Here is a 15,249-nt window from a genome sequence, read left to right as displayed (position 1 = left end):
TTGGTAACTGTTCCCACAAAAACTTGCAATAAAGGAATAATTGATATAAAATAAACTGTCTGTGATTTTTTTAGGCGCAGACAAAAAAATAAATAAAGAGCAGTATTCAATAGAAAACATTAATCAAATTTAACATATTCATTTGAAATTATGCTTAATTTTTTGTTATAATGAGTTGAACTGTTTTGAAAGGAGCTTTTAAAATGAAAAATACACTTTTAAATAGAGTGGCTACAGGCGCAAAAAAAGCCTCGGAAAGCATCACGACACTGATAAAAAACTCCAGGCTTACAGACATGCTGCCGGAGCAAATGCGAGGAGGCAATATGCCTGCATACATGGCAGCCGGAACGTGTGCAGTAGCTATTTCGGCTGCGGCATTTTTCGCTACTATGGATTATGAGCTCTACATAGACGGCAAGGCTGTAGGCGCAGTCGACAAGAAAGCGCAGGTATATGAGGCCATAGAAAACATCAAAAGAAGCGTTCCAAAGACGCTTGGGAGCGATATAAAGCTGGGCCAGAAGATAGAGTTCAAGGTAGTGCATGTGCCAGACAGCGAGCTGCTGAACGCTGCAGATCTTGAAAAGAAGATAAAATCCGGAATAGACCTTCAGGTGGAAGCATACGGCATAAAAGCGCAAGGCAAGCTTGTAGTGGCGCTAAAGAGCGAAGCTGAGGCAAAGAAGGTGCTTGAACTTATAAAACAGCCGTATACGGCAAAGCAAGACAATACATTGAGCATCAATACTGATTTTCTTCAAAAGGTGGAAATAAAGAAGCTTCAGGCGGACATAGCGCTAGTTAAAACTCCGCAAAATGCCGTGGAATACATAAAAAATGGCGGACATGAGCTTCATACATACAGTGTGCAACCGGGAGATACAACATGGAGCATATCAGAAAAATTCAAAATTGACGTTTCGCAGATACAAGATGCAAATCCTGGCACCAACATCGAAAATCTCCAGATAGGGCAGACTATAAGCCTTAGCCTTCCAAAACCCCTTATAAGCGTGAAGACCACTGAAAATATAGCATATGAAGAGCGCATACCATACAATGTGGTTTACGAGGACACAAGTGCGATGTACAAAGGCGACAAGAAGATGAAAGCCGAGGGCGAAGAGGGTCTCAAGAAAGTCCAGGCAAAGCAGGTCAAGATAGACGGCGTCATAGCATCTACAACAGTCACAAGCGAAGACATAATCAAGGCACCAAAGGACAATATAATAGTGCAGGGAATCAAGGAAAGGCCAAAAACATTGGCGTTTGGAGCTTTCATAACTCCAACCAGGGGCAGGCTCACTTCGCCTTTTGGAAGAAGATGGGGCAGGATGCATACAGGCATAGATATAGCAGGCCCTATAGGGACTCCGATTGTTGCGGCTGACGGAGGCAAGGTTACGTTCGCAGGCTGGAAGGACGGATACGGAAAGATAATAATAATAAATCACGAAAACGGCTACCAGACATACTATGGGCATTGCAGCTCATTTAGCGTCAAAGCAGGGGACAGGGTCTACAGGGGACAAAACATTGGAGCCGTAGGCAATACGGGCAGATCGACAGGTCCGCATTTGCATTTTGAAGTGAGAAAAAACGGCACTCCTGTGAATCCGTCGAAATATATATAAAGGATTTTGGTATATAGCAAACTGCATAGATTACAAAAAGCTGTTGCCACCAACAGCTTTTTGTTTTAGCAATATGCTAATCCGTTAGGGGGGACTGATTATGGGAAAAAAGATACTAGTTGTAGAGGATGAAAAGCCTATCGCGGACATTTTAAGATTCAACCTCGAAAAGGAAGGCTACAGCGTAGAGACGGCATATGACGGGGAAGAGGCAATTAAAAAAGCTTGGGAATTCGAGCCGGAGCTTGTCCTGCTCGACATAATGATACCAAAGCATGATGGATTCCAAGTGTGCAAGAAGATAAGAGAGAAATTTTCGATGCCTATAATAATTGTAACCGCCAAGGAAGACGAGGTCGACAAGGTCTTGGGTCTCGAGCTGGGGGCTGATGACTATATCACAAAGCCCTTCAGCGTAAGAGAACTAGTTGCCAGGGTCAAGGCGAATCTGAGAAGGATGGATATGTCTTTGTCAAATGAAAAGCATGGCGATGTGCTTAACTTCGGGGAGCTTACGATAGACATGGTAAAATATGAAGTGAGAAAGGGAGATGATGTGCTCGAGCTGACAGTCAGAGAATTCGAGCTGCTCAAATTCCTTGCCATACAGAAGGAGCAGGTGTTTTCAAGGGAGCAGTTGCTTGAAAAAGTTTGGGGCTATGAATATTATGGTGATATAAGAACGGTGGATGTCACGGTAAGGCGTCTTAGGGAAAAGATAGAAGAGGACGCTTCGAATCCGAAGTATATAGTTACAAGGCGCGGGGTGGGATACTACTTCAAGGGGGAATAGGGATTGCTAAGGAGCATAAGATGGAAGTTCATAACCATATATTTTCTCCTTGTATTTATAGCCATGGTTATTGTAGGGATATTCATGACCAGCCAGTTTGAGCAATACTATCTCAACAAGGTCAGAGACGATCTCAAGTATATCTCAAACAATACCGTGAAAAAATTTCTGCCGCAAGAAAATCTGGGACAAAACAGGGACAACATACAAAAGGATATCGAAAGGATACCGCTTTCGATAGGATACCAGGTAATAATAGTAGCTGCAGCTGCAGACTTTGAAATAGTTGCATCGTCGAACCCTGAAATAGCGCGAATGAATGCGCTGGAGCTTCTTGATGATTCGGTTATGCTTGCTGCTTCGGTGGGCAAGATTTCAGAAAAAAATGTCGGTTTTGGCGACAACGGCAAGTATGCAGTAAAGCATATGGCATTCCCATATAAGGACAAGAGCGGCAGGGTCATAGGCATAATCTACTGCATGGCCAACCTGGATGACATATACAATATACTCGACAATTCTAAGGTCATATTCATAAGGGCAATAGAGCTGGGCCTTCTTGTGACCATAATACTCGGTTTTCTGGTGGGAACATCTATAACAACACCGATAAACGATGTTACAAAAAAGGCGCTCAAGATGGCCAAGGGCGACTTCGATCAGGTGGTTGAGGTCAAATCGGATGATGAGATAGGCCAGCTGGGCAGGATGTTCAACTACCTCACGGCAAAGCTCAAGCAGACGCTTTCTGAGATTTCAAGCGAAAAGAGCAAGCTGGATGCAATAATAACTCACATGGCTGACGGTCTTTTGGCGGTAGATTTCATGGGCGGAATTGTGCATCTAAACCCCAGATTTCTGGAGATGATGTCTCTTGAAGGCAAAGCTGCAGACGCCATGGACTATGAAGAAATAATCGGAAGATACAGCAAGAATCTAATGCTCGAGAGCATACTTGAATGCGGCAGCGATTTTGGCAGCGAAGTAGTGGAGGTTGAAAGCGGGGCCATACTAAAGGTCAGCTTTGCGTGCATACGAGATGCCAGCAGGGAGGTATCCCTCATTATACTTGTACTCCAGGACATAACAGAGCACCAGAAGCTCGACAATATGAGAAGGGAGTTCGTTGCCAACGTTTCGCATGAGCTGAGAACTCCAATAACCACAATAAAGAGTTATTCGGAAACCCTCCTCAGCGGCGCTGTGGACGACAAGGCTACGACCATGCAGTTTTTGAAGGTCATAGAGAGCGAAACTGACAGAATGGCGCTTATAGTAAGGGAGCTCCTGCAGCTTTCACAGCTGGACACAAAGAATGTGGACTGGAAATTTGAGCAGGTAGAGCTTGTGGCATTCACATCGGCAATAGCAAAAAAATTCAGCCTGGCATTCAGCGAAAAAAACCACAATTTCATACACATGTTTCCGGAGGAGCCCGTGCTTATAAAGGCGGATACTAACAAGCTCGAACAGGCCTTGCAGAACATACTTACAAACTGCATAAAATACACCCCGGACGGAGGAGACATAAGCCTTGCAGTATCATCAGACGATGAACGGGCTTACATCAGGATAAGGGACAACGGAATAGGAATTCCAAAAGAGGCCATGTCCAGGATATTTGAAAGGTTCTACAGGGTGGACAAGGCAAGATCGCGAGACATGGGGGGAACAGGGCTGGGACTCTCGATAACAAAGCACATAATAGAGGACCATGGCGGCAGCATATCTGTGGAAAGCGAGCTTGGGAGCGGTACGATATTTATTCTAAGCCTGCCTCTAGATAAACCTGTGTAAAACCCTGTTGATAACATTGTGGAATTGTGGATAATGTAAAAACCTTTTAATTCATTTGTAATAGTTTTGTAATATAAATTATGTATAATTTTATAGAGTACAAATGCTATTATAAGGGAGGTCTGCATGATGAAGAAACTTGTTTCGGGTGTTTTAATCGGCCTGATGCTTGCAGGAAGCGGATTTGTGGGAAATCCTGTGCAAGCCGAGCAGTCAATAGAAGCAATAAAGCCTCAGGCTAATTATACGGTTACTACAAATTCGACGGCAGTAGTATCTGGAAAAGGCGATCCTGGCACACCGGTCCTGCTTGAAGTTTATGCGCAATCAAACAACATCAGCATGCAGAGAGATGCTGATACAAAAAACTCAAACTTTACAAGGCGCACAACTAAGGACTACTTCAAAATAGGTTCTATGGGAATATTCGTGAAGGAAATAAGGCTCAGCCTTGGAGAAAACAAGGTGATAATCAAATCGCTATCAGATGGTGCGAGAATTGAAAAGATAATAAATTTCAAGAAGCTCGAGGAATCAAGTGTGAAAAAGTCAATGGAGCAACTCAGAGAAAGTAGCATGACACAGCTGATGAACAATATGATATCTCAATAATAGGGGAAGAGCAGTATGATTAAGGAGAAGATTAAGACTTTTGTGCTTACGGCTTTGTTTATAACAAGCCTTGTTCTTACTGCTTTGAATCTGGATTTGACAGACCATTTCAGCGGATATGGCAAATTTTTTGCAAGCATTGAAAACACAAAGGATATCGAATATCATTTTAAGCCCAGCCGGCTATTTGTACATTTTGCGGGAGGAGACGGCAACAACGTAGAAATCATAGAGCAAAAGGGCGAATACTGGCAGCAGCTTAAGGAGATTTTGAATACAGAAATAGGCAAGGCATCGCGTATAAGCGAAGTGGATGAAAATGGCGTCCAGAAATTGGCGGACATGAGAACTATCGAGGTGCAGCTCACTTTCCCGTCAGAAGGCAGGATTGTGTCCAAGGCCATTGGTTTGGATAAAAGCGTACTTGACAGTTATAAAGGCATAGACACAATAATTATTCCCCTTGTTGACGACGGGGGGATATATTTTTTGCTCGTGCAGGGAGGCGCTGTAAGAGTCGATATAAGCGGAGTAAAAAAGCTGACTATTATTGACGAATTGGAAGACAGCATGAATGAAGGCAAGCTTGTAAAATACTATTCTATCAAATCGTTGCTTGGAATTGAAAGCAATCTGCTCATACCAATAGACCCTTCAAACTACAAATATCCGTATTTCAAAGGCAAAAGCAGCATTGATGTAAAAAATGAAGATGCCCTCGTAGAAATGGCACAAAAAGTATTCAAGGAAAAATATGATTTTGTAAACAGAGTAGTAGAAACAGGCGGAGCAAACTCATTCATATACGGATTCGGGGAAAGAGTGCTTAGAATACAGCCCGACGGGAAGATAGAGTATCTCAATGAAACTATAAGCAAGGCCCAGCTTGATCAGTTTGAAGCTTTCTCCAAGGTTTCGAGGCTGCTATCTGAAATGGGCATAGACGGCAAAGATGTGTATCTGGTTTCTGCCCAGAAGTTAAAGATCAAAGGCTATGATGCTTTTATGTTTACATTTTCATACAACATAGACGGTCTTAAATTCACTTCAGAGGGCGGCATAGATCATATTAAAGCCACGGTTGCCGGCGATGAGGTCTATTCCCTGACGGGCAATCTCATAGGCATAGAAGACAACATGGCATACAATGTCTTCTCGGATTTGCATACGCTCAGTCCGCAGGCGATACTCAACGAGAACTTTGATTTTTTCAAAAGCGAGCTTGCTTCCGGAGATGCAAAGGGCATGGACATGACGGAAGATGTGCTCAGCAGATTCAAGTCAATTGAGCTCATCTATTTTTTAAGCGACAAGAACATGTTCATACCGTCCTGGAGTTTTGAAACCGAAAACAGCCGATACGTATTTGATGCATATACAGGGGAGAGGCTTAGCAATGGACTGGGCAAAGGCTAAATTCATACTAATAATTGCATTCATAATAACAAATCTTTTTCTGGGATACAGTTATTACAAAACCAAAAGCATTGCACAAAACGAAAGCTTCTCCGACAGCGAATACAAGGAGTATGTAGAGATGCTTCTGGAGAAGAAGAGCATAAAGCTAAGCGCCAACGTTCCGGAGTATGAGCAAAGGCTCGGCCCGATTCTAGTGAAATATGAACTGCCGGAGCAGAGCATGTACGAGACGCTTGTGAAAGATCAGGGAGCGGCGTATGAAGTGGAAGACGGCAACAAGTCGGTACTCACGTTTGGGATGAAGCTTAAAAAGCATGATGTCGAAAGCGCAGTCGATTATGCAAATGGATTCTTGAAGCTTCATGGGCTGGACCGTCAAGACATAAAGCTGAAGAATGCCTTTGAAAATCCGGAATATATTGAAGTTACATATGTCGGCGATTATGAAGGCTATTTTTTGGAAAAAAGCTATATGAGCTTCAGGTTCTACAAAGACGGGAGCCTTAAAGTAGAAAGGCTATGGCTCACACCTGAAAAGGAAAGCTTCCCCAAGAGGAGGCCCATATCGCCATACGAGGCCATAGTAAAGATATATCCAGAGCTTGATAAATCAAGCGACATAAGTGACATAAGCCTTGGATATTATTTCAAGTTGGGGGAAACAATGAACATAAAGGATACTAAAACAGCAAAGGCTTTTCCAGCATGGCGGATTACACTCTCGGACGGCACTGAAAAGTATGTTTCAGCCCTTGATTTTTAATCGGGGGCTTTTTATAATTATTTTTACAAAAATTTAATACAGAGTTCGATAATTTGGTATAATTTAATTGTATTGATAAGGCGTGTGAAATCAGAATGTGAATGCTAGTATAAGAGTGAGCCATTTAGTGCCTTTGTGCTAACCAAAAAGTGAGCCACTTTTCAAAAAACCTGTATACTAATCTCAAAGATTAGTGCAGGGAGGATGAAAGGTGTGATCATTGACGTGGACATTTACCAAAAGATTAGAGAAATGAGTACAATCCAGGGTATGTCTCAAAGGGCTATCGCTAAAACGCTCGGCATATCTCGCAATACCGTCAAAAAATATTGTGACGGTGACAGCGTTCCATGGGAACGCAAAGAATACAATCGTAAGGCAGACATTCTGACTGACGATGTATTAAAGTTCATTCTTCATTGCCTTGAGGAAGACAAATCCGAAAATATAAACAAACAGCAGCATACTGCAAGGCGCATATATCAACGGCTTGTAACTGAAAAACAGTTTGCCGGCGGCGAGTCAACAGTAAGATTGGCTGTAAAAAGGATTAAAGGGAATATTCCCAAGTCATTTATCCCATTGGAATTCGATCCGGGGGAAGCTCTCCAAATTGATTGGGGAGAAGCCACCGTGTATCTTGACGGGATTAAAAACAAAATCAATCTCTTTTGTGCAAGGCTATGCTTCAGTTGCGCAATTTTCGTAATGGCATTCAAGCACCAGAACGAGGAATCCTTCTTGGAAGGTCAACAGAAGGCATTTGAATTCTTTGGCGGTATTCCTCATAAAACAATATTTGATAATGCTAAAGTTGCAGTAAAAGAAGGCTTTGGCCAATACGCAAAGATTCAAAACAGGTACAAGGCCTTTAGCGCCCATTATGCATTTCAACCGTTGTTTTGCAACATTGCAAGCGGAAATGAAAAGGGCCTGGTTGAAAACCTTGTAGGATTTTCAAGAAGAAACTTCCTGGTTCCTGTTCCAAGGATAAAAAACTTATCAGAGCTGAATAGTTTACTATCAGAAAAATGCAACGAGTATAAGCAGCATATGATACAAGGACGTGAGGGAACTGTCGGTATGCGGCTCTTTCAAGAAGCATCATACTTCTACTCACTTCCAAAATACAGTTTTGATACAAGCAAAACTGCGATTGCAAAAGTAAATGAATACTCCACAGTAAGGTTTGATAAAAACAATTATTCAGTTCCGGCAACACTGATAGGCCAGGAAGCCACAATAAAGGCCTATGGCAACGAAATCAGAATACATCACAAGTCTGCAGTCGTGGCATCCTATGACCGCATCTATGGTCCAGGGGGCTACACCAGCTATACTCTGGAGCACTACATGCCACTTCTGGAACGAAAGCCACGCTCCGTATTCAACGCCAAACCTGTAAGGCAGGCTATTCAGAGAGACCTGCTTGAATGGGGAATGAAATTCCCAAATGCAAACAGGGATACTGTCAAACTTCTTCGATTGTGCCTTGATTATGGCACTGACAGGATAATCGGCATTAAAAACCAAATACCTGCTACGGTAAGTCCCACAATCGACCTGGTACGAAGTTACTTGGATGGTCCTGTATCAAACGGCGTAATATCGGTTGCAACGGATATCTCAGTTGATAATGTGGACCTATCGGCTTATGATGCCAAATTCAAAGTGGCGGTGAACGGATAATGGGTGAAATAAACGTGAAGGCACAGTCTATTTCTCTTTACTGCAAGCAGCTCAAGCTCCCTACCTTTTGTGATTATGAAAATATGATCCGTCAGATGGACACCAATATGAGCTATGAGGATTTCCTCCTTGCGCTACTAAGAGTTGAGAACGACCAGCGTCAGGAAAATAATCGCAAAAGGCGGATCAAAGCTGCAAAGTATCCATATTTGAAGACTCTTGATGAATTTGATACAAGCCGGCTTAAACATGTAAAAGAACCTTTTATTTTTGAGTTGTCTGAGTGCGACTACATAGACAAACATCAAAACATTGTAATGATAGGGAATCCCGGAACAGGCAAGACGCATCTTGCAATAAGCCTTGGCTTGAAAGCCTGCACCCTCGGATATTCCGTCAAGTTTTATAACGCCGCATCACTTGCAACTGAATTGGTCGAGGCCAGCGAGTACAAAAGGCTGGCAAAGCTTGAAAAACAGCTGTCTAAAGTTGATCTGCTAATACTAGATGAACTCTCATACCTAAGCTTTAACAGGCATCAGTCAGATCTGCTTTTCAAGGTAATCTCTGATCGATCCGAAAAAGGCAGCATCATAATAACCACAAATCTTGAATTCTCAAGATGGACAGAGCTTTTCGATAATCCAATAATGGTCGCAGCCCTAGTTGACAGAATAACATTCCGCTCCTATGTATTAAACATGAATGGCGATTCTTATCGAAAGGACAGCAACAGCAAATAAAAGATGAATTAAGGGAAATGAAGGCTAAACCCAATTTCCCTTCTTTATTACAATAAGTGGCTCAAATATTCATTAGCACAAATATGAAAATGGTATACTTTTTCATTAGCACAGGTGGCTCAGAAATTCACTAGCGCCTGGCTCAAATATTCATTGACATTCAGAATCAGAACTTATTATAAGCAATATTTCTGAGAATACACATGTGTTTTGTGAAGTTTACCATAATGGGAAAAGGTGATGACATGGGTAAATTTATAATAGAAGGCGGAAGCAAACTCTGCGGCGAGGTCAGCATAGGCGGATTCAAGAATGCAGCAGTTGCAATATTACCGGCGTGTATACTGGCAAGTGGCAAGTTCAAGATAAATAACCTTCCAAATATAAGCGACATAAGAATGATATGCAAAATACTCTCGAGCATGGGCGCCGATGTGGAATATGACGGAAAAACCGCAATAATAGACACATCAGGTGTGACTGAATGCTTTGCTACATATGAAATGGCTAAAATGCTAAGGGCGTCGTACTATTTTCTCGGCGCGGGGCTTGGCAGGTTTAATCATGCAAAGGTTGCATATCCGGGAGGCTGTGAAATAGGTACAAGACCTATAGACCAGCATAAAAAAGGTTTTGAGGCGCTTGGAGCGCACGTTAACCTCGAGCACGGCATAATAGAGGCATCAGCCGAAAAGCTCATAGGACAGGAAGTGTACATGGACATAGTGAGCGTAGGCGCCACAATGAACATAATGCTTGCCAGCGTAATGGCACAGGGAACTACTGTAATAGATAATGCTGCAAAGGAGCCGCACATAGTGGACCTGGCAAATTTCCTAAACGCCATGGGAGCAAAAATAGTCGGAGCAGGAACAGACACTATTAAGATAAGAGGAGTCGAGCGTCTGAACGGATGCGAATACACAGTGATTCCTGATCAGATAGAGGCAGGCACATTCATGGCAATGGCAGCTGCAACCGCGGGAGACGTGCTTGTAAAGGATGTAATACCTATACACATGGAACCTGTGAGCGCAAAGCTGCGAGAGATGGGAGCAGAAGTTATAGAATATGATGACAGCATAAGGGTCATAGGCAAGGAGGAAATGCACGCAGTCAATGTAAAGACGCTTGTATATCCGGGATTCCCAACTGACATGCAGCAGCCGTTCACAACTCTTTTGCTCAAGGCCAAAGGAACCTCAATAGTGACAGAGACCATATTTGAAAACAGGTTCGGGCATGTGGACGAGCTCAACAGAATGGGAGCTGGAATAATGGTCGAAAACTCGACTGTGATAATAAACGGACCCCAGAAGCTCTCAGGAACAAGCGTAAAGGCATCCGACCTGCGCGCAGGAGCATGCCTTATAATAGCGGGGCTCATGGCTCAGGGCGTTACAGAAATAGAAGACATATACCATGTTGAAAGAGGCTATGACGATATAGCAGAAAAGATAAGAGGCATAGGCGGAAAAATAAGCAGAATAGGCGAGGAAGACGACGATGGGCTTTAATTATGCTTCTGTGGCAAGCGGCAGCTGCGGTAACTGCCACTACATAGGCTTTGAAGGGACTGGCATACTTGTGGACGCAGGGCTTTCAGGCAAGAAGGTCAGGGAGAACCTTGAAAGCATTGAATTGGGAATGGATGGTCTGAAAGCAATACTAATAACTCATGAACATGTCGACCATATTAAAGGGGCTGGAATACTATCCAGAAAGCATGATATACCCATATATGCCAATGCAAGAACCTGGCAGGAGATGGGTGACAAGCTCGGCAAGGTTTCGCCGGAGAACATACAGGTGTTTGAAACAGGCAGGAGCTTTGACATAGGAAGTCTCAGGATAAAGGCTTTTGGCATACATCACGATGCTGCCGATCCCGTGGGCTTTTGCATAGACAACGGCAAAAAAAAGCTCAGCATAGCAACAGACACTGGCTGCATATGCGATGAAATAAGAGGGCAATTGCATGACTCGGACCTTGTGGTACTCGAGTCCAACCATGACGTTGAAATGCTAAAGATGGGCGCTTATCCCTACCATCTGAAAAGAAGGATACTATCATCGAATGGCCACCTTTCGAATGACGATGCGGCTTTATTTTGCGTCGAGCTCGCCAACGAGGGCGTAAAAAGGGTATTGCTTGCACATCTTAGCAGGGAGAACAATTTTCCGGAGCTGGCATATGAAACTGTTGTTGGAACATTGAAAATCAAGGGTATAGAAAACATAAGCATAGATGTGCTGCTGCGCCAGCAGGCTTCAAGGGTGTACAGCATATAATGGACTTATGTTGCCGGAGGTGTTTTTATGGGAAAAGGACTAGTTGCAGGAATCATAGGTGCAGTGATAGGCACGCTGCTTACAATCTATACGGTATTTAATGTACTGCCCGATTCCTTCTTAAGGCAGGGCTCAACAGAGGAGCCAACCAAGCAGACTCTGGTTGGAACAACGGCAAAGGAGGAAACCGTGTACAAGGCGGTTGCTAAAAAAGCCATGCCTTCTGTTGTCGGGATAACTACGGTGACGGTTCAGCAGGATTTCTTTTTCGGAGACACTGAGCAGAGCGGGGTGGGAACCGGAGTCATAGTTGACTCGAGAGGCTATATACTTACGAATGCCCATGTCATATCGAGCGGGCAGGCTAAAAATGTGACTGTGCTTTTTTACGACGGAACAAAAGAAGAGGCACAGGTGCTCTGGTACGATTCCCTCATTGACCTGGCTGTAATCAAGGTGGAAAAGCAGGACCTTGATGTGGCTGAGCTCGGAGACAGCGACGGCGTTGAGGTCGGAGATATAGCAATAGCAATAGGCAATCCGCTCGGGCTTGAATTCGAAAGATCAGTTACGCAGGGAATAATAAGCGGACTAAACAGGAGCATAGACATAAACCAGTATGAGACAATGGAGAACCTGATTCAGACGGATGCGAGCATAAACCCGGGCAACAGTGGTGGGCCTCTACTCGATTCACAGGGAAAGGTTATAGGTATAAATACTGCAAAAATTCAAACAGCCGAGGGGCTAGGATTTGCAATACCAATAGATCTGGCCAAGCCTATAGTCAAGCAGTTCATAGAAAAAGGCCGGTTTGAAAAGGTAGTACTGGGCATACAGGGAGTAAACGTAGCCAGATATGAGCAGGCATCAGGCGAAGACCTTCCGGCTGAAACAGGAGTATACGTGCTTGAAACTGTATCCGGAAGCGCAGCAGCCAAAGCGGGAATAAAAGCCGGAGACGTAATAATAAAGATAGGCAAGGCGGATATCAAGTCAATGGGGAACCTTGTAAGGGAGCTTTACAAGCTTTCGCCGGGAGACGAGACGACTGTGACAGTGGACAGAAGCGGTAAAGCAGTAGAACTCAATGTAAAGCTATAGACAGTAAAAAGGCCCGGATATTGCTTCCGGGCCTTTCTGAAATTTGAAACTGTGCTACACGTGAAACTGTATTAGCGTGTATATATAACGGGAAAGGAATAGGATACATGAACATAACTATAGTATCGGTAGGAAAGATAAAGGAGAAATACATAAAGCTCGGCATGGATGAATTCCAAAAGAGGCTCTCAAAGTATTGCAAGCTAAGCGTCATAGAGGTGGCCGACGAGAAGGCTCCTGAAAACATGAGCGAAAAAGAGATGGAAAACGTAAGGCGTGCAGAAGGTCAAAGGACACTTTCAAATATAAAGGAAGGCTCATATGTGATAACGCTTGAAATAGGTGGCAGCATGCTCTCGTCCGAGGAGCTCGCCGGCAAGATGGAAAAGCTCGGCGTCAGTGGAAAAAGCGATATCACATTTGTGATAGGAGGCTCGATAGGCTTATCCGACGAGGTGCTAAGGCGCTCTGACTACGCGCTCTCATTCTCAAGGATGACATTCCCCCACCAGCTAATGCGGCTTATACTCCTTGAGCAGATATATAGGAGCTATCGCATAATCCGGAACGAACCCTATCACAAATAACAAAGGATTTCATAAAATACATCTTAAAGGGGGAATCCAATTGAAAAAAGTCATAAAATTAACAGACGATACTCCAATGTCATTTGATCCAGCCAAGGATGGAATTAAAATGCCTATCACAGGTTTATTTGAAAAGTCCGTTATAGTTACAAATGCGACAGTTGGCAAGCGTGCTGTAAAAATTTACATACCCGAAAATGCTGAAGCAGGTGATTATTTTGTCGTTTTAACTGTTCCAGATGGTGAAGATACTGTTGAGTGGATGGCATCGAGCGGTTGGATGACAATGGCCACGCAACATAACATATGGCTGTATGTAATGGAGCCCAAAGACAAAAGATGGGGAACCATTGAGAACGAGATGCCTTATATCAAGCAAGCATATACGAATATTTTTGCCACTAGAGGAAAACATTACCTTACTTTTGCTACAAGGTATCTGGTGGGCTATGGAGCAGGTGGGAAGGCTCTTCAAATGTTCGCCATGAAAAACAGCATAACTGTTGCGGCAGCAGCATTTGTTGGTGCTAGCGATATTGATGAAAATTACCTGCGCATAATGTCAAATAGCAAATATGAAAAAACTGACATTGCGTTTAGTGAAGTGCCTATGCTCGTTTTGCTCATATCCGAAAAATTTTCAGGAGCCACCGCTGCTGTTGCAGATTATTGGAAAAAAGCTAATGCCTGCGTTTCCACCTCCTGTAATTTTAATGGAGGGAAAATCTATTATCAGGAAAAAGGCAGCTTAAGCCAATTTACGCCCACTAGCTGCAGCAGCGTAGCGCTTATGGAAAAGAAAAGGGCGGAATATGCTGATGCTGCTTTAACCGAAATGATATACAAAAAATTTCTTTCTCTATATACTCGCTATGGCGGATTTGCAGGCGGCAATACATTAGGCAATAGACCGGACCACAGGGAACTGGGAGTTGAAATCAAAAAGATTACCGTAGGAGATCGCATGCGAGAATATCTTATATACATTCCCCAAAGTGTTAGGAGAAGCAATAAAGCAGCTCCGGTATTATTCTATTTTCCAGGCAGTCAGCAAACCCATAAGATGATATTCGATATATCGCGCATGTGGGAAGTAGCTGATGATGGGAAATTCATACTCGTTATTGCTCAAGGTATTGCGGATATAAATCATGAAAATTGGCCTGTGTGGGATTTGACAAAGACTATTGGAAAAAATTACGATTTGAAATTTATTGAGGCATTGGTAAAGCAAATAGATAATGACTACAATATTGATCCGGGCAGACGCTATATCAGCGGGCATTCTATGGGCGGCATGTTATCAATGCTTATAGGCATGAATATGTCGGAATATTTCGCTGCAATGGCGACCACATCCGCATTATATATTGAGTCATTCATGGGTGGACCGCTAGACGTTAAAAGGGATACGACCCGATTTGAACCGATACCATTTTGGACGTTTATTGGTGAATACGATATTTGGCCATACGACTTTAATGTGAATATGGATGTGAAAAATACGCTGGAGTATTGGCTTGTTAGAAATAAGGCTGGAACTTTTGGTGACCATATGTCTAAAAAAGATGGCCGTTTTTTAACGTACGAATGGACTAATGAGAATAATATCCCGATGGTGCGTTATACAGTGACAATGAACAGAGCTCATAGCATAATACCTAAAGAGATTTCGCTTATTTGGGATGAATGGTTCTCAAAATGGCATAAAGACGACAATGGCAAAAGAATTTACCTGGATAAAGAAGTAGAACCTATATAAGTGGTTAATAAACTTGTTTTGGTAATATTTAGTTAATTTGATTTTACAATT

13 protein-coding genes are annotated in these 15,249 nt (G+C 43.1%); all 13 read left to right on the top strand.

Going from position 1 to position 15,249, the window contains the following annotated elements:
* The first annotated feature begins 203 nt into the window (after positions 1-203).
* The 13 genes from EAL2_RS10780 to EAL2_RS10720 all read left to right on the top strand — a co-directional run bounded on the left by EAL2_RS10780 (position 204) and on the right by EAL2_RS10720 (position 15,198).
* Positions 204-1,637 (top strand): M23 family metallopeptidase, encoded by a 1,434-nt coding sequence (locus tag EAL2_RS10780; protein ID WP_025436395.1) that lies wholly within the window; start codon positions 204-206, stop codon positions 1,635-1,637.
* Between the two features lie 100 nt (positions 1,638-1,737).
* Positions 1,738-2,430 carry a response regulator YycF gene (gene yycF, locus EAL2_RS10775; RefSeq protein ID WP_025436394.1) on the top strand — a complete coding sequence of 231 codons (693 nt, stop codon included), beginning with the start codon at positions 1,738-1,740 and terminating at the stop codon, positions 2,428-2,430.
* Between the two features lie 3 nt (positions 2,431-2,433).
* Positions 2,434-4,227: an ATP-binding protein gene (locus EAL2_RS10770; protein WP_025436393.1), complete on the top strand. Its 1,794-nt coding sequence runs from the start codon at positions 2,434-2,436 to the stop codon at positions 4,225-4,227.
* A 126-nt stretch (positions 4,228-4,353) separates the two neighbouring features.
* Positions 4,354-4,839 carry a hypothetical protein gene (locus tag EAL2_RS10765; RefSeq protein WP_148295990.1) on the top strand — a complete coding sequence of 162 codons (486 nt, stop codon included), beginning with the start codon at positions 4,354-4,356 and terminating at the stop codon, positions 4,837-4,839.
* A gap of 15 nt (positions 4,840-4,854) precedes the next feature.
* Entirely contained in the window at positions 4,855-6,255 is a 1,401-nt protein-coding gene (locus EAL2_RS10760; protein ID WP_025436391.1) for a hypothetical protein, read from the top strand.
* Complete coding sequence (gene yycI, locus EAL2_RS10755; protein ID WP_025436390.1) at positions 6,236-7,021, top strand: two-component system regulatory protein YycI; 786 nt, start codon at positions 6,236-6,238, stop codon at positions 7,019-7,021. Before EAL2_RS10760 ends, yycI begins: the two co-directional genes overlap by 20 nt.
* Positions 7,022-7,225: 204 nt before the next feature.
* Positions 7,226-8,710: an IS21 family transposase gene (gene istA / locus EAL2_RS10750; RefSeq protein ID WP_201770168.1), complete on the top strand. Its 1,485-nt coding sequence runs from the start codon at positions 7,226-7,228 to the stop codon at positions 8,708-8,710.
* Positions 8,710-9,453 (top strand): IS21-like element helper ATPase IstB, encoded by a 744-nt coding sequence (gene istB, locus EAL2_RS10745; protein WP_038601615.1) that lies wholly within the window; start codon positions 8,710-8,712, stop codon positions 9,451-9,453. The genes istA and istB overlap by 1 nt, the downstream gene beginning before the upstream one ends.
* A gap of 245 nt (positions 9,454-9,698) precedes the next feature.
* On the top strand, positions 9,699-10,970 hold the full coding sequence (locus tag EAL2_RS10740; RefSeq protein ID WP_025436389.1) for a UDP-N-acetylglucosamine 1-carboxyvinyltransferase: 1,272 nt from the start codon (positions 9,699-9,701) through the stop codon (positions 10,968-10,970).
* A complete protein-coding gene (locus EAL2_RS10735; RefSeq protein WP_025436388.1) occupies positions 10,960-11,745 on the top strand; it encodes an MBL fold metallo-hydrolase in 786 nt (261 codons plus the stop codon). Before EAL2_RS10740 ends, EAL2_RS10735 begins: the two co-directional genes overlap by 11 nt.
* 27 nt (positions 11,746-11,772) lie before the next feature.
* Complete coding sequence (htrA, locus tag EAL2_RS10730) at positions 11,773-12,849, top strand: serine protease HtrA (protein WP_025436387.1); 1,077 nt, start codon at positions 11,773-11,775, stop codon at positions 12,847-12,849.
* 107 nt (positions 12,850-12,956) lie between these two features.
* On the top strand, positions 12,957-13,436 hold the full coding sequence (rlmH, locus tag EAL2_RS10725) for a 23S rRNA (pseudouridine(1915)-N(3))-methyltransferase RlmH (protein ID WP_025436386.1): 480 nt from the start codon (positions 12,957-12,959) through the stop codon (positions 13,434-13,436).
* Between the two features lie 40 nt (positions 13,437-13,476).
* Positions 13,477-15,198, top strand: coding sequence for an alpha/beta hydrolase family esterase (locus tag EAL2_RS10720; RefSeq protein WP_025436385.1), 1,722 nt, complete (start codon positions 13,477-13,479; stop codon positions 15,196-15,198).
* Positions 15,199-15,249: the final 51 nt, after the last annotated feature.

The organism is Peptoclostridium acidaminophilum DSM 3953 (assembly GCF_000597865.1).
Taxonomy (GTDB): Bacteria; Bacillota; Clostridia; order Peptostreptococcales; family Peptostreptococcaceae; genus Peptoclostridium_A; species Peptoclostridium_A acidaminophilum.
Note: the sequence above shows the minus strand (reverse complement) of the source record. Positions and strands in the feature narration are given on the sequence as shown.

Bases quoted from the DNA above. Each gene is read 5' to 3' on its own strand.
- EAL2_RS10780 (WP_025436395.1), top strand. From the start codon at position 204: ATGAAAAATACACTTTTAAATAGAGTGGCTACAGGCGCAAAAAAAGCC.
- yycF (WP_025436394.1), top strand. From the start codon at position 1,738: ATGGGAAAAAAGATACTAGTTGTAGAGGATGAAAAGCCTATCGCGGAC.
- EAL2_RS10765 (WP_148295990.1), top strand. From the start codon at position 4,354: ATGATGAAGAAACTTGTTTCGGGTGTTTTAATCGGCCTGATGCTTGCA.
- EAL2_RS10760 (WP_025436391.1), top strand. From the start codon at position 4,855: ATGATTAAGGAGAAGATTAAGACTTTTGTGCTTACGGCTTTGTTTATA.
- yycI (WP_025436390.1), top strand. From the start codon at position 6,236: ATGGACTGGGCAAAGGCTAAATTCATACTAATAATTGCATTCATAATA.
- istA (WP_201770168.1), top strand. From the start codon at position 7,226: ATGAAAGGTGTGATCATTGACGTGGACATTTACCAAAAGATTAGAGAA.
- istB (WP_038601615.1), top strand. From the start codon at position 8,710: ATGGGTGAAATAAACGTGAAGGCACAGTCTATTTCTCTTTACTGCAAG.
- EAL2_RS10740 (WP_025436389.1), top strand. From the start codon at position 9,699: ATGGGTAAATTTATAATAGAAGGCGGAAGCAAACTCTGCGGCGAGGTC.
- EAL2_RS10735 (WP_025436388.1), top strand. From the start codon at position 10,960: ATGGGCTTTAATTATGCTTCTGTGGCAAGCGGCAGCTGCGGTAACTGC.
- htrA (WP_025436387.1), top strand. From the start codon at position 11,773: ATGGGAAAAGGACTAGTTGCAGGAATCATAGGTGCAGTGATAGGCACG.
- rlmH (WP_025436386.1), top strand. From the start codon at position 12,957: ATGAACATAACTATAGTATCGGTAGGAAAGATAAAGGAGAAATACATA.